We start from the raw sequence: 23,393 nt of genomic DNA on the forward strand, positions 1-23,393 counted from the left end.
CTTGAAAATTCCACATGGGGGTGATCGGTTTCGACGGTGATCGTCGAGCCAGGAGAAGCGGGTCGAGGACGCACGGTTATCTCGTCAACGCTCCGTGCAAATCACAGGTGCCGATTCCAAGAGCACCGACTTCGCCCTCGCCGCCTGAGCGAGCTTCGAAGTCCGTCGGCCTAAGTACGCTCTCGACTTAGCTCCCGGCGTCATCTAGAGAGCCACTGCTGGTCCTCATCGTCAGTGTGAGGATCGGGACTTCTAGCTGACTGGGCCCGTCCACCTTCCCGTCCGTGGGAGTGGTGGGGGCCGAGAAAATCCATCACGGACTGCACCCGGAGAAGTCCTGGTTCCACGTCATCGGACGCGGGTTCGATTCCCGCCACCTCCACTTCTGTTGCGCGAAGGCCGCCGTCCCAGTGGGGATTGGCGGCCTTCGTCGTGCTCGGCTGCACCTGTCATCGGGTCAGCCTCCAGGTGCGGGGCCATCGAATGCAGCCCGTCGCGCGGTCGTAGCCTTCGGACGCCACCTCCCAGCCGGCGTTGAACGCCATCATCTCGGGATCGGCGAGCCATCGCTGCCGCACGACGAACTCGGAACGCGCGGGCACGTGCAGCTCGAGCACGTGCGCAACGTACACCTGGTCTCGCGAGGCCCTGCTCATGGCGATCCCGAGAGAGGCCGCCCCGTCGAAGGCCCGTGACGACGCACTCGGTGAGGTCGGACCGCTCGCCCGTCCCCACGCCTCCGTGCTGGCGAGGAGGGCCGCTGGTGCTCGTCTTCCGCGCTGGTGCCCCCATGGCTACGCTCGGACGTACCCATGGGGGCGTCAGTGTCTCGGCCGGCAACGGCATGGAGGTCGACAGCATGGATGGGGCAGGGTCAGAGCGCGATCGCTCGACGCCCCCGGACGTCGGCCCGCCTCGCACCGACCTCCCCGCGCCGCTCGGAGCGGCCGAGGAACAGCGGCTGCAGTGGCAGATCCGCGTCCAGGCGGCCGCCGCCCGCCGAGCGGCCGCGCTCGGCCGGTTCGGCACGCCGTTCGACGTGGCGCTCGCCTCGGTGTGCGACGAGCTGGACCGGTCCTTCTGGACCCGCGACGAGTGGGGTTCGTCGTTCGACCGCGCGCACTTCGCGCGCACGGTCGTCGGGCTCGTCGAGGGGTCGGGGGACCGCCCCGACCCGGTGCTCGTGACCGCGGTGCTGGACAGCCTGGAGTACACCCTCACGACGCCGCTCGCGTACGGGCCCGCGGGCGCGGCCTGGGCGGAGAAGCGATGCACCACGGACTGCGAGGACACGGTCACCGCGGACGCGGTGGCGGCGATCTTCGAGGCGCGTGCGCTGACGGCCCGGGGTTGCCCCAGCGACTGACGCACAGGCGGGCGGCGCGTCCGGTCGCACCGGCCCGGGGGGACTTCAGTCCCCTCATCGGCGCGCGCCGCGAACTTACGATGCGAGTGACCCAGTTGGGCCTGTGAGGAAGCAACGAAGCCCCTCGCCAGCCGTCCGACCTGCGACGACGTCATCGGCGCCGTAGATCGTGGCCGTCCCGGAGCCCGTCCGCACGGTCCAGTCCACGACTCGCACCCGGACGCGCACAGTGACTGCTGACCAGCCGAAGTACCCGGGCATCCCGGACGTCATCAACGGGAACGGCGCCGTTGCCCACGTGATGAAGCACGTGTGCGGCGGGGTGATCGGCTACCCGATCACGCCCTCGACAGAGATCTCCGAGACGTTCGAGGCGGCCCGGGCCGAGGGCCAGCTCAACGTCTGGGGCAAGCATCCGTTCTTCGTCGAGGCCGAGGGTGAGCACTCGGCGCAGAGCGGTGCGTTGGGCGCGGCCCTCACGGGCGGGAACTTCATCTCCAACGCCTCGTCGAGCCAGGGCATCCTCTACGCGCTCGAGTCGCACTACGTGACCGTGGGCAAGAAGATCGGTGGCTTCGTGCTGCAGGTCGCCGCGCGCGTGGTGAGCAAGCACTCGCTCAACGTGATGGCCGGGCACGACGACATCTACGCGCTGCTCCCGGCCGGCTACACGGTCCTGTTCGGGTCCAACCCGCAGGAGGCGGCCGACCTCGCGGCGATCGCGTACCGGACGTCGTCGCTCTCGCTGATCCCGGTCGCGAACACGTTCGACGGCTTCGCCACGAGCCACGTCATGAGCGAGGTGCTGCTGCCCGAGCCGGACCTCCTGCGGGAGTACCTGGGCGACCCCGCCGGGCGGATCCCCGCACCGACTGTCGCGCAGGAGATCCTGTTCGGCGCCAAGGGACGCGTGTTCCAGCTGAACCAGTACCTCGACCGGCACGTGGTGGACTTCGCGGCCGACGACCTGTCGGCGCTGCGGGCCCACCTGGCGGCGATCGCGGACAAGGTCGAGGCCGACGACGCCGGCGACCTCGTCGGCGAGACCGCGGTCTGGGTGCCTGACGACCTGCAGGCGCAGTGGCGCCGGGCCTGGGTGAACGCGTGGCCTCAGGGCACGCGCCAGCTCGTGCCGGCCCTCGTCGACCCGCACAACCCGGGGCTCACGGGCCCGGTGCAGAACCAGCCAGACTTCCAGGCCGGCGCGGTGGACCACCGCACGCACTTCGTCTCCTCGGTGCCGTCGCTGGCCCGTCAGGCGATGGCGGAGTACGGCGAGCTGACCGGCCGTGAGTACTCCCCGGTCATGGCGTACGACTGCGAGGACGCCGACTACGTCATGGTCGGGCTCGGCTCGATCACCGACGACGTGCGCGCCGTCCTGCCGTACCTGCGGTCGCAGGGGCTCAAGGTCGGCGTCGTCTCGGTCAAGCTGCTGCAGCCGTTCCCGGAGGCCGAGCTGGTTGCCGCGCTCGCAAGCGCGAAGTCCGTCACGGTCCTCGAACGGTCCGACGACACCGCGCTGACTCGCCTCGTCACGCAGGCGCTGTTCCGTGCGCGGTCGAACGCGTCCCACCCGGACGAGTTCCCCGGCATCCCGGCGCTGACCGCGACCCCTCGCCTGACGACGGCGATCTTCGGCCTCGGCGGGCACGACGTCCAGCCGCGGCATCTGGTGGCCGCCTTCAAGAACATGGTGTCGCCGACCGGCTCGCCGCTGGTCTACATCGGCTCGCAGTTCTTCAGCGACACCCCGTCCGGCGAGCTCGCCGGGATCCAGGAGAAGCTGCGCGCCGCGTACCCGGAGACCGAGCTCATGGCGCTCGTCACGGAGCCGAACCCGCAGGTCCTGCCCGACGAGGCGCTGCGCATCCGGTTCCACTCGGTCGGCGGCTACGGCACCATCGCCACCGGCAAGCTCCTGACCGACATCCTCGCCGGGGTGCTCGGCATGTACTCCAAGTCGGCGCCCAAGTACGGCTCGGAGAAGAGCGGTGCGGCGACGAACTTCTACATCACCCTGTCGCCGGAGCCGGTGCTGCTCACGAATGCCGAGCTCGAGGACGTCGAGGTCGTCGTCTCCCCGGACCACAAGGCGTTCATCCACACCAACCCGCTCAAGGGACTGGCGGTGGGCGGGACGTTCATCATGCAGTCCGACCTGGCGCCGATCGACGTGTGGCGCAGCCTGCCCGCGCACGCGCGGCGGACGATCCGCGAGAAGGAGATCGCGCTCCTGGTCATGGACGCCTTCAGCGTCGCGAAGAAGCACGCCCCGACGCCCGAGCTCGAGACCCGCATGATGGGCATCGCGTTCATCGGCGCCGTCGTCGGCTGGGTCGACCGGGTCTCCCAGGGCGCCACGCGCGACGAGATCCTCGAGAAGGTGCGCCACGAGCTGACGAAGAAGTTCGGTCGCAAGGGCGACGCGATCGTCAGCTCCAACATGGCGGTGATCACCGACGCGATCGCGGCGGTCCACCCGATCGACTACGACACCGACGAGCTCGTGGCGGTCGACGCCGAGCCGGCCGCCGTGCGTGCCCGGTCCGTGGCGCTCTCGGCGTCGATGTGCCCGGTCGCGGCGGAGCCGCGCGCGACCGCGCTCTTCGACCCCGCCTACTACGAGGACCTCGCCGCGCGCCCGTTCCGCGAGGGCACCGTGGGGGAGTCGCCCGTGCTCCCCGGCGCCGGGCTGTTCATGCCGGTCGGCACGGGCCTGCACAAGGACAAGGGCATCTTCCGGCGCACCGTGCCGGTGTTCGACCCGACCGCCTGCACCGGCTGCCTCGAGTGCGGCATCGCCTGCCCCGACGCGGCGATCCCGAACACCCTGCACGAGATCCACGACCTCGTGCGCGCGGCCATCGACGGCCTGGACGCCCCCGAGCCGCAGCGCGAGTCCCTGCGCGCGGTGGCCTACGTCTGGTCCGAGCAGATCCGCGAGGGCCTGCGGGCGGACGGCGGCGCGACGTCGCTCGCCGCGGTGGCCGCCGCCACGGTCCCGGACACCGGCCAGCGTGCGCTCGCGCGGCACGCGACCGCCGTCGTCGAAGCGCTCGCGGCCTTCCCGGTCGCGCGGACGCGTCCGTTCTTCGACTCGATGGAGAAGGAGACCCCGGGCACCGGTGCGCTGTTCTCCGCGGTCGTCGACCCGTGGAAGTGCACCGGCTGCCTGCAGTGCGTCGACGTGTGCGGCCCGCACGCACTGGTCGCCGCCGAGCAGGACGCCAGCCTCGTCGACCTGCTCGAGCAGCGGTTCGAGACCATGGCGGCGCTGCCCAGCACGCCGAAGCGGTTCGTCGCCGACGCCGCGACGCCGGACGGCGACGTCAAGCGGATCGTGCTCGACCACGCGAACTACTACGCCATGGTCGGCGGGCACGGCGGCTGCCGCGGGTGCGGCGAGGTCACCGCGATCCGCCTGATGACCGCGCTGTCCCGGGCACTGGGCGAGGAGCGCAAGCGGACGCACGTCGCCGAGCTCGAAGGCACGATCGAGCAGCTGGCCGCCAAGCTCGCCACCGTCGAGGACGCGGACCGTCGCGAGCACCTCGGCTCGCTCATCGGCGCCCTCGACAAGGCGCTGTACCTCTACGAGGGCGGCCCCACCGGCACCGGCCCTGCCTCGACGGTGATCGCGAACTCGACCGGGTGCTCGTCGGTCTACGCCTCGACGATGCCCTTCCAGCCGTACCTCGACCCGTGGGTCAACAGCCTGTTCCAGGATGCGCAGCCCTTGGCCGTCGGCATCTACGAAGGTCTCGCCTCGCAGCTCGTCCCGGAGGTCCGCGCCCTGCGCGACGCCGCGCTCGAGCTGGCCGACGCCTACGACCCCGCAGTCCACGGCAAGGCCGGCGCGACGCTGACGTGGCACGAGCTCACGGCACAAGAGCGCGCGCTGCTTCCGAACGTCCTGACGATCGGCGGCGACGGCGCGTCCTACGACATCGGCTTCGGCGCCATGTCGCGCGTGCTGACCAGCGGCACGCCGATCAAGGCACTCGTGCTGGACACCGGCGGCTACTCCAACACCGGAGGCCAGGCCTCGACGGCGTCGCTCACCGGCCAGGACGCCGACCTGGCGCGCTACGGCAAGGCCCACGCGGGCAAGCGCGAGGTGCGCAAGGAGATCGGCGTCATCGCGGCGTTCCACCCGAACGTCTTCGTCGCCACCACCGCCACGGCGCTGCACGGGCACTTCCTCGCCGCGGCGATGAGCATGCTCGAGTTCGACGAGGGTGCGGCGGTCATGGAGATCTATGCCCCGTGCGGCACGGAGAACGGGATCGCCGAGGACCTGTCGAACCGCCGCTCGCGGCTCGCGGTCGAGAGCCGGGTCAGCCCGCTGTTCGTGCACGACCCGCGCCGGGGTGGCACGCTGCCGGAGCGGTTCAGCCTGGACGGCAACCCGGACGTCGACGCGCTGTGGAGCACCTCGACCCTCGAGTACGTCGACGAGAGCGGGAACCTGCAGCTGCTGCAGGCACCGCTGACGCCGGCCGAGTTCGCGCTCGGCGAGGTGCGCTTCGCCAAGCAGTTCACGAAGGTCGCGGACGACGACGACGCGCACCTGGTCCCGATCGCCGAGTTCGTCGAGCTGTCCGACGACGAGCGGGCCGGCAAGGTGCCGTTCGTCCACGCGACGGACGCGGGCAAGCACCTGATCAAGGTCGCGTGCTCGTCGGCCATCGTCGCGCTCGTCGAGGACCGCAAGCACCACTGGCAGACGCTGCAGTACCTCGCCGGCTTCGGCGAGGCGCGGCTGTCCGCGGAGCACAGGGCGCAGCTCGCCGACCTCACCGCCAAGTACGAGGCGGCGTCCACGGCCCGCGAGACCTCGCTCGACGAGATCGCCGCGGCGATGGCCGAGCTCGCGTCGTCGTCGGCCGCCCCGGCGAGCCCGCCGACGTTCTCGTTCAGCGGCGCAGCGGCTGCTCCGGCCGCGGCGCCCCCAGCGGCCGCGGCGACGGCGCTCGCGGACCGGCCCGTCTGGCTCGACCCGGCCGACCAGCACCTGTGCAACGACTGCGGCACCTGCTACCAGGAGCTCCCGGCGCTGTTCGAGAAGGCGACGGTCGTCATCGACGGCGAGGCGCGTGTCGTCGGCCGTCTGAAGGAGAGCGCGCTCGACGGCCTTGAGGTCACCCCGGACATGGCCAAGCGCATCGCCCGGGTCAAGGCCACCTGCGACGCGGAGATCATCCACTGATGAGCGCCACCGACACGCCGCCGCGGTCCAGCCAGGACGACGTCCTGCGCTGGGTCGGGGCGCGCACCGCGCTCGACGCGACGCGCGAGGAGGTCGAGGCTCTCGACGCGACACCCGGGGTCGCGACCTTCCGCCACCAGCTCGACCTGCTCGAGCGTCGGCTCGTCGCCGACCCCCGCGCCTTCCGCGACCTGTTCATCGCCGACGGCATGGCGGCGGTGGCCTGGGAGTTCCGGCAGCCCGAGCTCGGCCGGGACTTCGTCCTGCGCCTGTGGGACATGCTCCTGCGGGACGACGACGTCTCGACGCTGCTCATGCGGTTCGTCTGGGACCTGCCGCTCGGCAAGAAGCGTCTGTTCGTCAAGGCGGTCGACGCGCACCTGTCCGACCGCTACCCGATGGTCAAGGGCCTCGCGACCGACTGGCCGGCCGGCAGCACGATCCCCCCGTACGTCCGCGACGCCGACGATCGCGCCGAGGACTTCGGCCTGGTCAACAAGGGCTACCTCGGCTACATGGACCTCGGCTACACCCGGCGGGAGGTCGAGCTGCTCGTCTGGCTCGAGGCGATCCGGGACAAGCAGTGCTCCGACGCTCCGTGCGAGCTCGGCGTGTTCCTCGAGGCGCACCAGCCGCCGAAGTTCGGCTGCCCGGTGAAGATCCACATCCCCACGATGATGGAGCTCCTCGGCACGGGGCGGTTCACCGAGGCCCTCGAGCTGCTGCACTCGTGCAACCCGCTGCCGAACGTCACCGGGCGCGTGTGCCCGCAGGAGCTCCAGTGCCAGGCGGCGTGCCTGCACAAGACGTCGATGCAGATCGGCCAGCTCGAGTGGTTCCTGCCGGAGCGTGACAAGCTCGCCCACCCGGGCGCGGACGCGGCGCGGTTCGCCTCGTTCCCGAACCCGTGGACCATGGCGGCCAAGCCGCCCGTGGCGATCGTCGGGTCCGGCCCGTCCGGGCTCATCAACGCGTACCTGCTGGCCGCCGAGGGCTTCCCGGTCACCGTGTTCGAGGCGTTCCACGAGCTGGGTGGCGTGCTCCGCTACGGCATCCCCGAGTTCCGCCTGCCGAACGAGCTGATCGACGACGTCGTGCGCAAGATCCGCCTGCTCGGCGGCCGCTTCGTCACGAACTTCGTCGTGGGCAAGACCGCCTCGCTGCAGGACCTGCGCGACGCGGGCTTCTGGAAGATCTTCGTCGGCACCGGCGCGGGCCTGCCGATGTTCATGAACGTGCCCGGCGAGCACCTGCTCAACGTCATGTCGGCGAACGAGTTCCTCACGCGCGTCAACCTCATGCACGCCGACTGGGAGAGCACCGAGACACCGCTGCCGTTCGTGCGGGGCAAGAACGTGCTGGTCATCGGCGGCGGCAACACCGCGATGGACGCGGCCCGCACGTCCCGGCGCCTCGGCGGACACGTGACGATCGTCTACCGGCGTACCCGCGCCGAGATGCCGGCTCGCGTCGAGGAGCTCGAGCACGCGCTCGAGGAGGGCATCGCGCTGCTGCCGCTGCGGTCGCCGTCGGAGTTCCTCGCCGACGGCAGCACCGGGTTCGTCAAGGCGGCGACGCTCGACGTCATGGAGCTCGGCGAGCCCGACGCGTCCGGCCGTCGACGCCCGCTGTCGACGGGCAGGACCGAGCAGGTCGAGGCCGACCTGGTGATCATGGCGCTCGGCAACTCGTCGAACCCGATCATCAAGGACTCCGAGCCGCGCATCGACGTCTCCCGGTGGGGGACGATCAACCTGGCCGCGGACGGCACGCAGCAGACCACGCTCGAGGGCGTGTACTCCGGCGGCGACGCGACCCGCGGCGGGTCCACCGCGATCAACGCGGCCGGCGACGGCCAGGCCGCCGCGCGCGAGATCATCGGCGACGTCGACGTGCCGCACGCCGAGGTCACGCGCATGGTCGAGGCCGCCCACGGCTACACCGACATGGCGGCCTCGGACGCCGTGATCCTCGCCAAGCGGAACCTGTCGCCCGGCATCGAGGAGCTCGTCGTCCGGGCGCCGGTCATCGCGCGGTCGGCGCAGGCGGGTCAGTTCGTCCGCGTGTTCCCGCGGCTGGGCGGCGAGCTCATCCCGCTCACGCTGGCGGACTGGGACGCGGAGGCAGGCACGGTCTGCCTCGTCGTCCAGGCGATGGGCGTCAGCTCGATCGAGATGAACGCGATGCAGCCCGGCGACGTCCTCGCCGGCATCGCCGGCCCACTCGGTCGACCGTCGGACGTGCACCGGTACCCGGACGACGAGACCGTCGTGTTCACCGCCGGCGGCCTCGGCCTGCCGCCGGTGTACCCGATCATGCGCGAGCACCTGCGGCTCGGGAACCACGTCACGCTCATCGCCGGCTTCCGCACCAAGGACCTCATGTTCTGGACGGCGGACGGTGAGCGGGTCGCCGCCCTGCAGGCCGAGTTCGGCGACCGCCTCGAGGTGGTCTACGCGACCAACGACGGCTCGTACGGCGTCGAGGGCTTCGTCACCAGGCCCCTCGGGGAGATGCTCGAGGCCGGTCGGAAGATCGCCGAGGTCGTCACCATCGGCCCGCCGATGATGATGCGGGGCGTCTCGGACCTCACCCAGCCGTACGGCGTGCGCACGGTCGCGTCGCTCAACTCGATCATGGTCGACGCGACGGGCATGTGCGGTGCGTGCATGGTGCCCGTGGTGATCGACGGAAAGCTGGTCCGCAAGCACGCGTGCATCGACGGACCCGAGATCGACTCGCACCTCATCGACTGGGACAAGTTCTTGCCCCGGTTCGGGCTGTTCCACGCTCAGGAGCAGGAGGCTCGGACGCGACACGGCCTGTAGGTGGCCCGGCCCGCACGACCGCCTCGCGTCCTGCCGTGCGCACCCGAGGAGCTAGCCTCGGGGCGTGGATGAGGCCGCTGGGAACGACGAGACCGATCTGCTCGCTCAGCTGCGGCGTCACCCCGATGTCGAGGCGCTGAACCTGCACGCGGTCGATGCGAGCGACCGGCTGATCCTCGACGAGGCGTCGTCGGCGCTGGACGCCGAGAACGGGGCGCACGTCGTCGTGATCGGCGACCACCACGGCGCGCTGACTCTCGGCGCGATCGCACGGCACGGGCTGGCCGGGGTCCGCACGCACCAGGACCGGCTCCTGGGCGAGCGGGCGCTGCGCGCGAACGCCGCACGGCTGGGAGTCGGCGGCTTCACCCAGCTGGAGCTGACGCCTGAGCTCGTCGACGGGGCGCGGCTCGTCCTGCTCCAGCTCCCACGCTCGCTGGACGCGCTCGACGAGATCGCCGGGCTGGTCGCCGCGCACGCCGACCCCGAGGTGCTGGTCGTCGCGGGTGGGCGCGTCAAGCACATGACGACGGCGATGAACGACGTCCTGCGGCGGCACCTCGGCGACGTGCAGGCGAGTCTGGCCCGGCAGAAGTCACGCGTGCTGGTCGCCTCACGGCCGCGTCCCGCCGACGAGCGGCCGGCATCGACGTGGCCTCGGAGCGAGGATCACCCGGACCTGGGCGTGACGGTCTGCGCCCACGGAGGCGTCTTCGCCGGGTCGGGGATCGACATCGGTACGCGCGCGCTGCTCCAGCGCGTCGACGCGATGCCCATGGACGCGACGTCGGCGCTCGACCTCGGCTGCGGGACCGGGGTACTGGCTGTCCTCCTGGCGAAGGCGAACGACGGGCTCACCGTCACGGCGACCGACGAGTCGGCCGCCGCGGTCGCCTCCGCTCGCGCGACTGTCACGGCGAACGGTCTGCAGGATCGCATCGCCGTCGTGCGCGCAGACGGCGCGGACGGGGTGCCGGATGCCAGCGTCGACCTCGTCGTGCTGAACCCGCCGTTCCACGTCGGCGCCGCGGTGCACGCCGGAGCCGCGCACGCCATGTTCGCCGAGGCCGCGCGGGTGCTGCGCCCGGGCGGGGAGCTGTGGGCGGTGTGGAACTCGCACCTGCGCTACCGGTCGACCCTCGAGCGCGTCGTCGGGCCCACCCGGCAGGTCGCCCGCGACCCGAAGTTCACCGTGACGGCCTCCACACGCGCTGCTCGCTGACGCCGCACGGCGCGGGCACGGAGGCCACGTCGGCGCGATCGTCGTTATCGTCTCGGGCAGGAGCCCGGGTGCACCGGGCCTCTGCCCGCTTCCGCGAAGGAGATGACGATGGCGTCGGATCAGCTCACGTTCGACAACCCGGTCGAGCGGCACTCGCACATCAAGCCGCACGCCTCGTGGCAGCCGCTGCCGGGCCTCGACGCGAAGCTCGACCCGAAGGCCGACCACGGCGAGACCTCGTACCGCGGCACGGGTCGGCTGCCCGGGCGCAAGGCGCTCATCACCGGCGGCGACTCGGGGATCGGCGCCGCCGTGGCCATCGCGTTCGCGCGCGAGGGCGCTGACGTCGCGCTGAGCTACCTGCCCGAGGAGCAGGTCGACGCCGAGGCGATCGCAGAGCACGTGCGCGCGGCCGGCCGCACGGTCGTCCTGCTGCCCGGCGACATCCGCGACCGCGAGTTCTGCCGCACCCTCGTCGCCGACGCGGTCGCGGGGCTCGGCGGGCTGGACATCCTGGTGAACAACGCGGCGCACCAGGTGTACCACCAGACGTTCGACGAGCTCGACGAGGCCGATCTCGACCGCACCATTCAGACGAACCTGTACGCGATGTTCTGGATCACGCGCGACGCGCTGCCGCACCTGGGCCCCGGGGCGACGATCATCAACAGCACGTCGGTGCAGGGGTACAACCCGTCGCCGATGATCATCAACTACGCGTCGACCAAGTTCGCGATCATCGGCTTCACCAAGGCGCTCGCGGCCGACCTGGCTCCGCGCGGCATCCGCGTGAACGCGGTCGCGCCCGGCCCGGTCTGGACGCCGCTGCAGGTCTCGGACGGGCAGCCGAGCGAGAAGCTCGACGGCTTCGGCGAGTCGTCCTGGCTCGGTCGCACGAGCCAGCCCGTCGAGCAGGCGCCGGCGTACGTGTTCCTCGCCTCGCCCGAGTCGAGCTTCGTCGTCGGCGAGGTCATCAACGTCAACGGGGGCGCGAACGTGCCCTGACGTCCCGCCGCGTCGGTCGGTCCTTTGGTCCCTCTCGGCGCCGGGGCCGCGTCACTAGCGTCGTGATGACGACTCGATGTGGAGCGGATCATGACCAGCACCAAGGAAGCGGCAGCAACGTTCCTCGACTCGCGCAGGATCGCGGTCACGGGGGTCTCGCGCACGCCAGGGAGTCACGGCGCGAACGTCGTCTACACCCGCCTGCGGGACGTGGGCTACGAGGTGTTCGCGGTCAACCCCCACGCCGAATCCGTCGAGGGCGACCCCGCTTACGCGAACCTCGCGGCGATCCCGGGTGGTGTCGAGGCGGTCGTGGTCGCGACGAGCCCGCAGCACGCGGGGGCGACCGTGCAGGAGGCGATCGACCTCGGCATCACGCAGGTGTGGATGCACCGGTCGGTGGACAAGGGCAGCGTCGACGACGACGCCACCCGGCTCGGCCGCGAGAACGGTCTGACCGTGATCGACGGCGGTTGCCCGCTCATGTTCGGGCGCCCATCGGACCGCAGTCACCGCGTGATGTGCCGGCTCTTCACGCTGACGGGCCGGGTCCCGCGCGAGGTATGAGGGCGGACGCGCGGGTCAGTCGGACGACGACGCGGCCTGGCGGACCAGCGCGTAGACGCGGCCGAGGTTGAGCGTCCAGCCGACCCCGAAGACCCGCGGGCCGAGGACGTGCTCGGCGTCGGGGTCCCAGAGGCGCTCGCGGAAGCGCGCGATGGTGGGCGGGCGCAGCTCGTAGGGCACGAAGCCGGCGACCACACCGTGCCACGTGCGCTCGTCGCTCGGCTTGCGCAGCTCCTTGACGACGGCCGCGACGGCGAGAGCGACGCCGATCGCTCGCACGACGTCCTTGACGCCGGCCTGCCGCTTGCTGTCCTTGCCTCGTGCGGTCATCGGGACTCCTCGCTCGCGGTCTGCACGGCCATCATCCAGCGCTCAGCCCCGCTCGGCCAGGGCTACTGCTGCCACGTCCGTGCGGGAGCGGACGCCGTGCTTCGCGTAGACGTTGCGCAGGTGGTCCTCGATCGTCGTGGGGCTGAGGCACGGCGCGGCGGCGGCCTCGCGCGTCGTACGGCCGGCGCCCAGTGTGCGGGCGACCTGCTCCTGCGGGGTGAGGGGGCATGAATCGGAGCCGGGTGTGGTTGACCTGGACGTGAGCGCAGGTGGTGCGCACGAGGGCTCGACCAGGGAGCCCGACGAGGAGGGAGCGACGATGTCGCAGACGCTCGGGTGGACCGACCCCCGCGAGCAGATCGAGTTCAGCGTGCTCATGGCCGACGGACGCCTCGCCGGTCGGACGTTCGAGTCCCGCGAGCAGGCCGAGGCGTGGGCGCAGCCCGACGAGCAGGTCGTCGAGTACAACCTCGTCTGCGAGTGCGCGGTCTGACGCCCGGTCAGCGCGACGGTGTGCGCACCGTGCCGAACACCGTGCGGCGCCGGAGCTGGAAGCCGAGCCGTTCGTAGATCGCGATCGCGCGCGTGTTCGCCTCGGCCGCGTGCAGCAGCGCCCGGTCGCCCCGTTCGTGGATGTGGTGCGCGACGTCGAGCACGAGGCGCGTGGCCAGGCCCTGGCGCTGGAAAGAGGCGTCGGTGCAGACCGCGGAGATCTCGGTCCAGCCGCCGGGCTGCAGACGCTCGCCGGCCATCGCCACGAGTCGTCCGTCCCGTCGCAGGCCGACGTAGCGACCGAGCTCGTGCGTGCGCGGTGCGAACGGACCGGGCTGCGTCCGCTCGACGAGCGCGAGCATCTCGGGCACGTCGTCGGCGCCGAGGAGCACGGCTTCGTCGTCGGGTCGTGGCCGGAGCGCGTCGGTCTCGACGAGCTGCACGCCCGCACCACGTGCGACGACCTCCCAGCCGGGCGGCAGCGCCGGGTCGCTCCCGGAGACCGGGAAGAGCTGGCCCGGCCCGACGAGGTCGAGGACCGCGTCCCACACGTCCGGGTCGTCCCACGAGCGCACGGCCGCGAACGGCGAGACCTCGGGCAGGTAGCGCCGCGCGATCTCGTTGCCCTCGGACAACGCCGCGTGCCGGCCCGTGAGCGAGTGCCACGCAGGGTTGTCCAGGACGTGGACCGCTCGATCGGGCGCGGCCGGCACGGCGTCCAGGGTCTCGGCTGCCACGGTGGTTCCTCTCCTCGTCGGACCGTCGGCCGGATGCTAGGCGCGTGGTGCGACGGCGCAAGGTCCATCGCCCAGCTTCCCGCGCAGTGAGACCGCACGTGGGTGGCGCGGACGTGGCGGCGGGTCACTCGTCGATGGCTTCGATGCCCTCGTCCTCGAGTGCCCGCAGGTGGTCGAGCATCGCCTGCAGCACGTCCGGCGGGTGGGGCTGCCACGGGGTGACCTCGGCGACGACGCGCAGCGGCTCGCGGGTGCGGTACGAGCGAGTCGGGTTCCCGGGGAACCGCTTGTCGGTGAGGTTGGGGTCGTTCTCGATCCGACCGACGGGCTCGACACGGTAGATCCGTCCGCGTCCCTCGCCCTGCGCGAGCTCGGCGCCCCAGATCGCGGCGTCCATCGTCGCCGTGAGGTAGACGAAGCTCGCCGTGCGCCGGGAGCCGTAGTTGGAGCTCCGCCCGGGTTCGAGCAGGTCGCCGGGCCGCAGGTCGGCCTTGGTGCCGTGGAAGAAAGGCCCAGCATCGTCCACCTCGACCGGTGCGCCCGTCTCCGTCACGTCCACCCCTCACGCTCGTCGGTCGCTCACGTGTGTCTGCGCGCAGCGTAGGTCGGCTCCCCGCGCTGCCGCCATCGGGTCGTGCGCGCGCCGCCCGTGATCGCGCGGCTCCGACGGGGTCCGGGGTGCGCTCAGTCGGTGAGACGGGTCCGGAGCTCGATGACGTCGAACGGCTCGCTGCTGGACTCGGTGGTGGCTCTGCCGTCGATCGTGCGCCACTTGTGCAGCGGGTCGGCCGCGACTCGGTAGCGGCCGCGCCAGGACGTCGTCAGCCGGACGACGCTGCCCTGGTCCGGGGTGACGAACGTGTGGGTGACCTCGAACGACGGGTAGGGCTCACCGGGGACGTCGGTGGAGAACCGCTCACCGTCGTCGAACGCCCCAGTCCCAGGCGAAGGGTTCCGCGACGATCTCGACGTCGAACCCGGCGATCTCGGTGTCGAACGCCTGCGCGTCGGCGAGGGTGTGGAGGATCGCCGGCTTGTTTACGAGCAGCTCGTCGGCTGGCTGCACCGCGACGTCGGGCGGTGCGATGTGCAGCACGCGGAGGTCCTCGATGCTGACCGGTGGCAGCAGGTGCTCGGGGCACGACCAGCCGACGAGCATCTCCCAGTCCGACCACGCCGCCTGAGGGCTGACCCGGAACCGGAACCACAGCGGAGCGATCGCCGGACCGTCCTCGCACGTCGGGCCTGTGATCTCGATCCCGGGCGGGACGTAGCACCGCTGGTCGATCCCCGGCTCCTCGACGTCGGTGTCGTCGTCGCACCGCGCCGCACGCTTGTACTCGTCCAGCCTCTCCGCCTCGGAGACGGAGGCTGCACGCCACGCCTGCTCCCGCTGGGCGCCAGCGAAGGCTCGCGCGTGAAGGGAGTCGTCGCCGGGTGCAACGACGTCGACGGTCTTGGCGCTCGCTGTCGAGGTCCCGAGCGTCAGAGCAACCAGACACACTGCCAGGATCCCGAGGGTGCGCCGGGCCGGATGACGCATGGCTACATGACCTCGATCAGAGACGGGTCGACGCCGTTGACCTGCCAGCCGGTGCCGTCCCACTTGAGCAGCAGGGTGGCGCGGCTGTGTCGCGTGTCTGGGAAGTCCTCGACGACGTGCCCGGCATGGTCCACGGTTTGCGACGGGTGCTCGATGAAGGTCACCCATGTGACGAAGTCCGCGGAGTCGAACGTGCTGGCGCCGCTCTCAAGGACCTCGATGGCGCCGCCTTCACTATGCCGCTGCTTGGCGAGGTCCGCTCGCATCGAGTCGACGACGCCGGAGCAGTAACCGCACGACGGACCAGAGAGCGCCTCCCATGTCCCGCTGTCGCCGGTCGCGAAGAGGTACGGGAAGAGCGACATGAAGTACTCGGCCACGGCCGCTGCGTTCTCCTCGGTGGCGGGACCGTCGAGAGCGGCGGGCGGGGTCGGGGCGACGGTGACGTCGGCCAGTGCGGCGGTCGGGGTGGGCGACGGCTCAGGGGTCGGGCTCGGTGTGGCCGTGACCTGCGGGGTCGACGACGCCGTGACGGCTGGCGGGGAGGTCGGGCCCGCGCCCCCGCTCCCGGAGCAGGCCGCGAGCGCCAGGCCGATCCCGACGACTGCCGCGGCTGCGAGCGCGCGTGTGGTGCCCCCGTGATGACGCATGCCGGGCAAACTACCCGAATCGGAACCCTCGGGGGCGAGGCGGCTCCCGGTTGTGGACAACCTCGAGGACCTGGTGACGCCGTCGCCACGCCATGCCTGACGCGGAGCCCGGAACGGCCTCGGGCACCGACCGCACCCAGGTCGTCTCGGTCGTCGACGCCGGGTGTCCCTCACCACCGACGAGAGGGCCGGTCCCGCACGTCGCGGAACCGGCCCTCTCGTCGGTCGTGCCGCCCGGCGTCGAGCCGGACGTAGGTGCAACTCGTCAGTGGCGGACCTGGACCACCGACGCGGACGCGTCACTCGAGAACTGGCTGAAGTCGGGCGGGTTGAGCGCCGAGCCGATGGACGAGGCGACCACGAGCACAGCCGTCACGATCCATGCCAGCTTCTTGTGCTGGTCGTAGCCCGCGAGGGGTCGGCCGTACTTGTCCTTCTGCTGCCCGGCGAGCACCAGGATCAGGTCGATGAGCGCCCAGATCCCGCAGCCGCCGAGCGTGAAGAGCTTGGCCAGGCCGGTGCCGACCTTGCCCAGGTAGAAGCGGTCGACCCCGAAGATGCCCAGGAAGTACGCCAGCAGCCACGTCGCGATGAACGACTTGTCGGACTCGACGGGAGCGCCCGGGTAGGTCGCGCCCGGTCCACCGAAGGCGGGAGCGCCATAGGCCGGGGCCCCGTAGGCGGGTGCGGCGGGGTACTGCGGGGGCTGCGGGGCACCGTAGGCGGGCGGCGTGCCCGGCGTCGGCTGCTGCGGCTGGTTCTCGGGCGTCGGTGCGCCGGGGTACTCCGAGGACACGCGGGCTCCTGTTCGTCGGGAGGGGCCCCGGGCCACGAGCGTCGGGGCGAGCGCGTAGCGTACCGAAGCCGCAGGTCACCGCGGCACCTGTCTCGCGTGACGGGTGCCGGGACCGGTCTCGTCACCGACAGACGGGCCGCTTCCGGGAGGAATCGGTCGCCGCCCGGCTGCCGAAGGTCGCTCGTCGCGGACCGGGACGACGAGCGACCCTCGGCAGCCGCGTGCGGCCCGCCGAACGGGCGCCGGAGCCCCGAGGTCAGAAGACCTGGCGGAGGTTGGCGCGGGTCAGGTCGAGCAGCTCGTCGCCCCGACCGGACAGCAGCGTGCGCAGCGCGTAGAGCGCGAAGCCCTTGGCCTGGTCGAGCTTGACCGACGGCGGGATGGTCAGCTCCTGGCGCTCGGTGACCACGTCGACGAACGCCGGACCGTCGTACGCGAACGCCTGCTCGAGCGCGCCGCGCAGGTCCGAGGACTTCTCGACCCGGAACGCCTTGAGCCCGGCGGCCTCGGCGATCGCGGCGAGCGACGGGTTCTCGAGGTCGGTCGCGCTGGTGACAAAGCCGGCGGCCTTCATCTCGAGCTCGACGAAGTTGAGCGACGAGTTGTTGAAGACGACGATCTTGACGGGCAGCTTGTTCTGCGTGAACGTCAGGAGCTCGCCGAGCAGCATCGCGACGCCGCCGTCGCCGGACATCGCGACCACCTGACGGCCCGGGAACGCGGCCGCTGCGCCCGCGGCCTGGGGGAGCGCGTTGGCCATCGACCCGTGGATGAACGAGCCGATGAGCTTGCGACGCCCGTTCATCGTCAGGTAACGAGCGGCCCAGATGACCGGCGAGCCGACGTCCGGGATGAACACGGCGTCGTCGGACGCGATCTCGTCGATCAGCTTGGCGACGTACTGCGGGTGCAGCGGCTGCGAGCCCTTGCGCGGCGTCGCGAGGTCGTCGAGCTTGGTGCGGGTCTTGGCGTAGTGCGCCAGCGCGTCGTCCAGGTGCGAGCGGTCGGACTGGCGCGACAGCCGCGGCAGCAGGCCCAGCAGGGTCTCGCGGACGTCGCCGACGAGCCCGAGCTCGAGCGGCGTGCGGCGGCCGAGGCGCTCGCCGCGGATGTCGACCTGGATGACCTTCGCCTTCTCGGGCAGGAACGGGCGGTACGGGAAGTCGGTGCCCAGCATCAGCAGCGTGTCGCACGACTCCATGGCCTTGTACCCGGACGCGAACCCCAGCAGGCCGGTCATGCCGACGTCGAACGGGTTGTCGTGCTCGACGAACTGCTTCGACCGCAGCGTGTGCACGATCGGCGCACCGAGGGTGTCGGCGAGCGCGAGCAGCTCGGCGTGCGCGCCCTCGACACCTGCACCGGCGAGGATCGTCACGCGCTTCGCGTCGTTCAGGAGCCCGGCGGCCGCCGCGAGCTCGTCGTCGGACGGCACGACCCGCGGCTTGGTGGCGCGGATGGGTGTGACGGTGGCGTCGTCGGCCTCGGCGAGCGCGACGTCGCCGGGGATCACGACGACGGCGACGCCCTTCTGCTCGATCGCGGCCCGCATCGCGCTCTGCATGACCCGCGGCATCTGGACCGGGGACGCCGCGTACTCGACGTACACCGAGCACTCGCGGAACAGCTCCTGCGGGTGGGTCTCCTGGAAGTAGCCCGAGCCGATCTCGGAGGTGGGGATGTGCGCGGCGATCGCGAGCACCGGCACGCCCGAGCGCTGCGCGTCGAACAGGCCGTTGATGAGGTGCAGGTTGCCCGGTCCGCACGAGCCCACGCAGACCGCGATCTCGCCGGTCAGTGCGGCCTCGGCGCCCGCGGCGAACGCCGCTGCTTCCTCGTGGCGCACGTGCACCCAGTCGATCCCGGAGCCGCGCAGCGAGTCCGTGAACCCGTTGAGCGAGTCCCCGGGGATGCCGTAGACGCGCTTGACGCCCGCGGCGACGAGCGTGTCGACCATGTTCTTGGCGACGGTGGTCATGCGTGGTCTCCCTGATGTGGGTGGGGTGGTGCGGCGGGGTGTGCCGCGCGGGTGGAGCTCGAGGTCAGGTCGTGATCGCGGGCCAGACGAGGGCGCACACGTGCTCGGCGAGGTCGTCGTCGAGCGGGGCGTGCCCCCAGATCAGCCTGTGGTACGCGGGCGCGAACAGCGCGTCGACGACGAGCGCGGGGTCGGTTCCGGCGCGCACCTCACCGGTGGCGATGCCGCGCTCGAGGTGGCCGATCGCTGCGTGACGGCGGGGTTCCATCCACTGGTCCAGCAGCGCGGTCGCTGTCGCCGCGTCGGTGATCGACGCGGACATCAGCTGGCGCAGGAGCCGTCCGGCGGGGGTATCGCGCAGCAGGTGGACGAGCGCCTCGACCTGGGCGGTGAGTGCGGTGCGCACCGGGAGGTCGTCGTCGAACTCGATGCTCGCGTGGAAGCGGTCGAGCAGTCCTTCGAGCAGGACGGCGGCCGACGAGGGCCACCACTTGTAGAGCGTCGTCCGCGAGACGCCCGCGCGCGTGGCGATCGCGTCCATCGTCGGCAAGGTCTCGCTGCCGAGCGCGAGCTCAGCGGCGGCGTCGAGCACCGCCTGCCGGCGCTCGACCGACCGCGGACGCCCGCGCGGCGCGCCCTCCGATTTCATGGACACGCTGTTCACTATATCCCCGCTCGCGCCACGGTCCCGTGTCTCGCCGGTCACAGGCTGGGCATGCGGCCGGTGCCGCTCACCAGAGCTGGTTGACGTCCTCCGCCGAGCCCAGGAGGTCCTCGATCTCGAGCCGCGTGCCGTCGTTGAGCGTGACCCAGCCGGACCAGTGGCCGAAGCACTGATGGGTGGACGAGCGCACGACGCGCAGGTCGGTGTGCGAGACGCGGTCGTGGAACGGCGTGAACGTGAGGTCGGCGCACGCGCCGCGGACAGTCCACGGGTCGGTCCAACCCCCGTCGGTCCAGGTCCAGGTCAGGTCCTCGCGGAGCTTGTGCAGGCGCCCGTCGACGACGACCGCGTTCTCGGTCGAGCCGGTCCCGTCGGTCCACCGGCCGCCGAGCTGCAGCCCGACCGTGCGGCCGTCGACGACGCCCGCGCCGAAGCCCCAGTTCCACGACAGCTCACGCGGCCAGTACCCGCGGCCGTGGTCGAGCACCGCGAACGAGCCGAGCGGCACGTCGAACGTCCGGCCGTCGACCTCGAGCCGCCCGACAACCGGCCGCGCGACGTCCTTCACGGTGTACTGGAACGTGCGCGAGTCCCACGGCACGACGACGCCGAGGCGCTCGTGGCCGGCGGGCAGCGCAGCGGTCGCGCCGAGGCGCACCCGGGCGGTGCGGGCGCGCAGGCGCGTGCCGTGCTCGTCGTCGTCGAACCTTGCCTTGACGGCGCGCGTCGCGGCGCTCGCGGGTCCGTCACCCAGCGTGCCGGGCAGGCGGGTGCCGAGCGCGAGGGGTGCGATGGCGACCGTGTCGACCTCCTCGCCCGTGCCGCGGTCCAGCACCCACAGCTGCGTGAGCCCCGCGTAGTCGAGCGACGAGATCGTCACTCCGACGACGTGCGTGGGGGTCAGGACCGCCCAGTACTCCCACCGCTTGGCCCGGCCCCAGCGTCGTGCCCAGCGGCCGACGCGGTCGGTGTCGTGCAGGGGAGTGCGGGTCCAGCCCACCGCGTCGGGGTTGAGCCGTCCGGAGGGCAGCTGCAGCGGGACGGGGAGCGTGATCTCCTGCGCGTCGATGAGCACGCGGGGATCGTCGCAGACGGACGAACGTCCGGACGGTGGGCGCGCCTGTGTCCGTGCCAGGGTGGTCAGATCAGGCGGCGTTCCGTCGCGTGCACCACGCGTAGCCAGCGGTAACCGTAGCCCGGCAGCTCCAGGGTGGTGCGGCCACGCGCGTCCAGCGCGGCCTCGCCGGGATGGAGCAGGTCGACGAGCCGGACCGGTGCACCCTCGCTCGAGCAGTCGCTCAGCTCGAGCGGAACGCTGACCGGCTCGGGGGCGAGGTTGTGCAGCGCGACCATCGAGCCGTCGTCCCAGGTCGAGCGGTGCGCGAGCACGGCGTGGTGCGGCTGGTCGAGGATCTCCACCTCGCGCGCCCAGCCCAGCTCGGGGCTCTCGCGGTAGCGCCGGGCCAGGAGCCGCATGAACGCCAGGAGCGAGTCCGGGTCGAGCCGCTGCGCGGCCACGTTGACGTGCCGGGGACCGTAGCCGTCCTCGACCACCGGGCCGGGCAGGCGGGACGGTGCGGCCCGGCTGAAGCCGCCGTTGCGCTCGGCGGTCCACTGCATCGGGGTGCGCACCGCCATGCGGCCCTCGGCCGCGAGGTTCTCGCCCATGCCGATCTCCTCGCCGTAGAACAGCACGGGGGTGCCGGGCAGCGAGAACAGCAGCGAGTAGACCATCCGGATGTGGCGCGGGTCGCCGTCGAGCATGGTCGGCAGGCGACGGCGCAGACCGCGCCCGTACAGCTGCATGTCCTCGTCGGGCCCGAACGCGGCGAAGACCTCAGCGCGCTCGTCGTCGGACAGCTTGTCGAGCGTGAGCTCGTCGTGGTTGCGCACGAACGTCGCCCACTGCGCATCCCGCGGGATCGTCGGACGCGCGGCGAGGGTCGCGGCGAGCGGGCGTGCGTCGTGCCGCGCGAGGGACAGGTACAGCTGTTGCATCCCGACGAAGTCGAACTGCAGCGTGAGCTCCGTGCCGTCGGAGGTGCCGTCGCCGTCGTCGTCGCCGAAGAACTGGCGCTGCTGGTCGTACGGCAGGTTCACCTCGCCCATGAGGACCGCGTCACCCGATCGCCTCGTGAGGAACGACCGCAGGTCGCGCAGGTAGTCGTGGGGGTCCTCGAGGTCGTCGTCCGGGCCCTTGGCGGTGTCCGCGAGGAAGAACGGCACGGCGTCGACGCGGAACCCCGACAGTCCGAGCTCGGTCCAGTAGCCGACGACCTTCGCGATCTCGTCCCGCACCTTCGGGTTGGCGGTGTTCAGGTCCGGCTGGTGGCGGTAGAAGCGGTGGCGGTAGTACTCGCCCGTCGCGTCGTCGCGCGTCCAGATGCCGGTCTCCTGGTCGGGGAACACCACCTGGTCGCTCGTGTCCGGCGGCTTCGTCGCGCTCCATACGTAGTAGTCGCGGTAGGGCGAGTCCTTGCTGCGCCGCGCGGAGCGGAACCACGGGTGCCGGTCGCTCGTGTGGTTTACGACGAGGTCCGCGATGACCCGGATGCCGCGGTCCCGGGCGGTGCGGATCAGGCGCACCAGGTCGCCGACGTCGCCCAGCCGGGGGTCGACACCGAGGAAGTCGGTGATGTCGTAGCCGTCGTCGCGGTCGGCCGTCGGGTAGAAGGGCATGAGCCACAGGCACGTGACGCCGAGGTCCGCGAGGTGGTCGATGCGCTGCGTGAGGCCCTGCAGGTCCCCGACGCCGTCGTCGTCCCAGTCCATGAACGTCTCCACGTCCAGGCAGTAGACGACCGCCGTCTTCCACCACAGGTCACTGGTCTCGCGCAGCCTCATGCCGCCACCTCCCGCAGCCCGGGCAGCAGGTGCTCGCCCGCCATGTCGAGGAACCGGTCGAGCGTCGCGGACCGCGGCGTCGCCGTCGGGTCCGCGCTGGGGTGCTTGTCGTCCGACGCGCGGGGGTCGGTCGCCACCTGGTGGACGTACACCGCGTCGAAGCCCAGGCCGACGAGCGCCGCGAGCCGGTCACGCAGGCGCGACGGGTCGTGCTCGACGAGCACCGCCCGACGCACGGCCTCGTCGGACACATGTGGGGCGAGCGAGTCGAACGACTCGGGCAGGTCCAGGTCCCACGCCACGGGCGGGCCGAACACCTGCACGCCCCACTGCTCGCGGGCCACCGCCATCGCCTCGTCGGGATCGGGTGCCCACGCGACGTGGACCTGGAGCGCGGCAGTGCCGCGGCCGCCGGCGTCGCGGTACGCGGCGAGCACGTCGCGCAGGCGGTCGGGATGCTGGTTGACGGTGACCAGGCCGTCGGCCCAGTCGGCGTGCGCGGCCGCGGTCGCGGGGGTCACCGCGGGCCCGATCAGGGCGGGCGGCTCGTCGGGCAACGTCCACAGCTTGGCGCGGTCGACCCGCACGAGGCCGTCGTGCGTGACCTCCTCGCCCGCGAGCAGCGCGCGGATGATCGCGACGGACTCGCGCAGGCGCGCGTCGCGCACGTGCTTGGGTGGCCAGCCGTCGCCCGTGATGTGCTCGTTGACGTTCTCGCCCGAGCCCAGCGCGACCCAGAACCTGCCCGGGAACATCGCGGCGAGCGTCGCGGCCGCCTGAGCGACGATCGCCGGGTGGTACCGCTGGCCCGGCGCGTTGACCACGCCGAACGGCAGGCTCGTCGTCGCGAGCGCCGCACCGAGCCACGACCACGCGAACCCGGAGTGCCCCTGCGCGGCGCTCCACGGCGCGAAGTGGTCGGAGCACATGCCCGCGTCGAAGCCGACCTCGGCCGCGCGCTGCGCCGCCGCGAGGAGGCCCGCAGGGTGGACCTGCTCGTGCGAGTGGTGGAACCCGATCGTGGTCATGGCGATCCTTCCTACCCGGCGCGCGGGCATCGCGCGCGGCGAGCGGGTAGGCGGCCGAGGGGTCGCGCGGCCCGCTCGCGTCGTCGTGGCGCAGGGCGCACGATGCTTGCCAGGCCGCCGCGCGGCGGCCC

General features: G+C 71.8%; 20 protein-coding genes and 1 other RNA gene. 8 read left to right on the plus strand and 13 right to left on the minus strand.

The features are described from left to right. Positions 1–16 precede the first annotated feature (16 nt). Positions 17–385, plus strand: a transfer-messenger RNA (tmRNA) gene (gene ssrA / locus CGE01nite_RS01885). 64 nt (positions 386–449) lie between these two features. Here ssrA and CGE01nite_RS16825 read toward each other — a convergent pair. Continuing rightward, complete coding sequence (locus CGE01nite_RS16825) at positions 450–617, minus strand: hypothetical protein (protein ID WP_170210860.1); 168 nt, start codon at positions 615–617, stop codon at positions 450–452. Positions 618–859: 242 nt separating this feature from the next. On the opposite strand from CGE01nite_RS16825, the gene CGE01nite_RS01890 reads away from it, so the two are divergent. From CGE01nite_RS01890 to CGE01nite_RS01915, 6 genes are all read left to right on the plus strand, one after another. Next, entirely contained in the window at positions 860–1,366 is a 507-nt protein-coding gene (locus CGE01nite_RS01890; protein ID WP_141368644.1) for a hypothetical protein, read from the plus strand. A gap of 229 nt (positions 1,367–1,595) precedes the next feature. Beyond that, complete coding sequence (locus tag CGE01nite_RS01895) at positions 1,596–6,578, plus strand: 2-oxoacid:acceptor oxidoreductase family protein (RefSeq protein ID WP_218022587.1); 4,983 nt, start codon at positions 1,596–1,598, stop codon at positions 6,576–6,578. Next, the gene (locus tag CGE01nite_RS01900) at positions 6,578–9,406 is read left to right on the plus strand and encodes a sulfide/dihydroorotate dehydrogenase-like FAD/NAD-binding protein (RefSeq protein WP_141368646.1); all 2,829 of its coding nucleotides are present in this window, start codon (positions 6,578–6,580) and stop codon (positions 9,404–9,406) included. The genes CGE01nite_RS01895 and CGE01nite_RS01900 overlap by 1 nt, the downstream gene beginning before the upstream one ends. Positions 9,407–9,470: 64 nt before the next feature. Further along, positions 9,471–10,628 carry a methyltransferase gene (locus tag CGE01nite_RS01905; RefSeq protein ID WP_174773402.1) on the plus strand — a complete coding sequence of 386 codons (1,158 nt, stop codon included), beginning with the start codon at positions 9,471–9,473 and terminating at the stop codon, positions 10,626–10,628. Between the two features lie 108 nt (positions 10,629–10,736). After that, on the plus strand, positions 10,737–11,633 hold the full coding sequence (locus CGE01nite_RS01910) for an SDR family oxidoreductase (RefSeq protein ID WP_141368648.1): 897 nt from the start codon (positions 10,737–10,739) through the stop codon (positions 11,631–11,633). Positions 11,634–11,723: 90 nt separating this feature from the next. Further along, positions 11,724–12,200, plus strand: a complete 477-nt coding sequence (locus tag CGE01nite_RS01915; protein WP_141368650.1) for a CoA-binding protein — start codon at positions 11,724–11,726, stop codon at positions 12,198–12,200. Positions 12,201–12,215: 15 nt separating this feature from the next. Here CGE01nite_RS01915 and CGE01nite_RS01920 read toward each other — a convergent pair whose 3' ends face one another. Further along, positions 12,216–12,530 carry a DUF5808 domain-containing protein gene (locus CGE01nite_RS01920; protein WP_048343897.1) on the minus strand — a complete coding sequence of 105 codons (315 nt, stop codon included), beginning with the start codon at positions 12,528–12,530 and terminating at the stop codon, positions 12,216–12,218. A gap of 42 nt (positions 12,531–12,572) precedes the next feature. Next, a complete protein-coding gene (locus tag CGE01nite_RS17515; RefSeq protein ID WP_141368652.1) occupies positions 12,573–12,908 on the minus strand; it encodes a response regulator transcription factor in 336 nt (111 codons plus the stop codon). On the opposite strand from CGE01nite_RS17515, the gene CGE01nite_RS16830 reads away from it, so the two are divergent. Then, positions 12,850–13,023: a hypothetical protein gene (locus CGE01nite_RS16830; RefSeq protein WP_170210861.1), complete on the plus strand. Its 174-nt coding sequence runs from the start codon at positions 12,850–12,852 to the stop codon at positions 13,021–13,023. The two genes, CGE01nite_RS17515 and CGE01nite_RS16830, sit on opposite strands and share 59 nt — an antisense overlap. A 7-nt stretch (positions 13,024–13,030) precedes the next feature. On the opposite strand, the gene CGE01nite_RS01930 is transcribed toward CGE01nite_RS16830, so the two are convergent. The 10 genes from CGE01nite_RS01930 to CGE01nite_RS01975 all read right to left on the minus strand — a co-directional run bounded on the left by CGE01nite_RS01930 (position 13,031) and on the right by CGE01nite_RS01975 (position 23,262). Next, entirely contained in the window at positions 13,031–13,759 is a 729-nt protein-coding gene (locus CGE01nite_RS01930; protein WP_170210862.1) for a GNAT family N-acetyltransferase, read from the minus strand. Between the two features lie 124 nt (positions 13,760–13,883). Further along, complete coding sequence (arr, locus tag CGE01nite_RS01935; RefSeq protein ID WP_048343949.1) at positions 13,884–14,312, minus strand: NAD(+)--rifampin ADP-ribosyltransferase; 429 nt, start codon at positions 14,310–14,312, stop codon at positions 13,884–13,886. 363 nt (positions 14,313–14,675) lie between these two features. Next, positions 14,676–15,263: a hypothetical protein gene (locus CGE01nite_RS01940; protein WP_141368654.1), complete on the minus strand. Its 588-nt coding sequence runs from the start codon at positions 15,261–15,263 to the stop codon at positions 14,676–14,678. 41 nt (positions 15,264–15,304) lie between these two features. Then, positions 15,305–15,952 carry a DUF6318 family protein gene (locus CGE01nite_RS01945; protein WP_141368656.1) on the minus strand — a complete coding sequence of 216 codons (648 nt, stop codon included), beginning with the start codon at positions 15,950–15,952 and terminating at the stop codon, positions 15,305–15,307. A gap of 265 nt (positions 15,953–16,217) precedes the next feature. Then, the gene (locus CGE01nite_RS17520) at positions 16,218–16,544 is read right to left on the minus strand and encodes a TM2 domain-containing protein (protein ID WP_218022590.1); all 327 of its coding nucleotides are present in this window, start codon (positions 16,542–16,544) and stop codon (positions 16,218–16,220) included. 460 nt (positions 16,545–17,004) lie between these two features. Then, positions 17,005–18,726, minus strand: a complete 1,722-nt coding sequence (gene poxB, locus CGE01nite_RS01955; protein ID WP_141368658.1) for a ubiquinone-dependent pyruvate dehydrogenase — start codon at positions 18,724–18,726, stop codon at positions 17,005–17,007. 64 nt (positions 18,727–18,790) lie between these two features. Then, positions 18,791–19,375, minus strand: coding sequence for a TetR/AcrR family transcriptional regulator (locus CGE01nite_RS01960; protein WP_141368817.1), 585 nt, complete (start codon positions 19,373–19,375; stop codon positions 18,791–18,793). 82 nt (positions 19,376–19,457) lie between these two features. Then, positions 19,458–20,465, minus strand: coding sequence for a DUF2804 domain-containing protein (locus CGE01nite_RS01965; protein ID WP_229747457.1), 1,008 nt, complete (start codon positions 20,463–20,465; stop codon positions 19,458–19,460). 65 nt (positions 20,466–20,530) lie between these two features. After that, entirely contained in the window at positions 20,531–22,234 is a 1,704-nt protein-coding gene (locus CGE01nite_RS01970) for an alpha-amylase family protein (protein WP_141368660.1), read from the minus strand. Continuing rightward, positions 22,231–23,262 (minus strand): TIGR03885 family FMN-dependent LLM class oxidoreductase, encoded by a 1,032-nt coding sequence (locus CGE01nite_RS01975; RefSeq protein ID WP_141368662.1) that lies wholly within the window; start codon positions 23,260–23,262, stop codon positions 22,231–22,233. Before CGE01nite_RS01975 ends, CGE01nite_RS01970 begins: the two co-directional genes overlap by 4 nt. Between the last annotated feature and the right edge of the window lie 131 nt (positions 23,263–23,393).

The organism is Cellulomonas gelida, from assembly GCF_006538725.1.
GTDB classification, from domain to species: domain Bacteria; phylum Actinomycetota; class Actinomycetes; order Actinomycetales; family Cellulomonadaceae; genus Cellulomonas; species Cellulomonas gelida.

Excerpts from the sequence above, each read along its gene's own strand:
- CGE01nite_RS01900 (WP_141368646.1), top strand. The coding sequence starts at position 6,578 with ATGAGCGCCACCGACACGCCGCCGCGGTCCAGCCAGGACGACGTCCTG.
- poxB (WP_141368658.1), bottom strand. The coding sequence starts at position 18,726 with ATGACCACCGTCGCCAAGAACATGGTCGACACGCTCGTCGCCGCGGGC.
- CGE01nite_RS01920 (WP_048343897.1), bottom strand. The coding sequence starts at position 12,530 with ATGACCGCACGAGGCAAGGACAGCAAGCGGCAGGCCGGCGTCAAGGAC.
- CGE01nite_RS01910 (WP_141368648.1), top strand. The coding sequence starts at position 10,737 with ATGGCGTCGGATCAGCTCACGTTCGACAACCCGGTCGAGCGGCACTCG.
- CGE01nite_RS17515 (WP_141368652.1), bottom strand. The coding sequence starts at position 12,908 with ATGAGCACGCTGAACTCGATCTGCTCGCGGGGGTCGGTCCACCCGAGC.
- CGE01nite_RS01915 (WP_141368650.1), top strand. The coding sequence starts at position 11,724 with ATGACCAGCACCAAGGAAGCGGCAGCAACGTTCCTCGACTCGCGCAGG.
- CGE01nite_RS16830 (WP_170210861.1), top strand. The coding sequence starts at position 12,850 with ATGTCGCAGACGCTCGGGTGGACCGACCCCCGCGAGCAGATCGAGTTC.
- CGE01nite_RS01945 (WP_141368656.1), bottom strand. The coding sequence starts at position 15,952 with ATGCGTCATCACGGGGGCACCACACGCGCGCTCGCAGCCGCGGCAGTC.
- CGE01nite_RS01890 (WP_141368644.1), top strand. The coding sequence starts at position 860 with ATGGATGGGGCAGGGTCAGAGCGCGATCGCTCGACGCCCCCGGACGTC.
- CGE01nite_RS01960 (WP_141368817.1), bottom strand. The coding sequence starts at position 19,375 with ATGAAATCGGAGGGCGCGCCGCGCGGGCGTCCGCGGTCGGTCGAGCGC.
- CGE01nite_RS01970 (WP_141368660.1), bottom strand. The coding sequence starts at position 22,234 with ATGAGGCTGCGCGAGACCAGTGACCTGTGGTGGAAGACGGCGGTCGTC.
- CGE01nite_RS01975 (WP_141368662.1), bottom strand. The coding sequence starts at position 23,262 with ATGACCACGATCGGGTTCCACCACTCGCACGAGCAGGTCCACCCTGCG.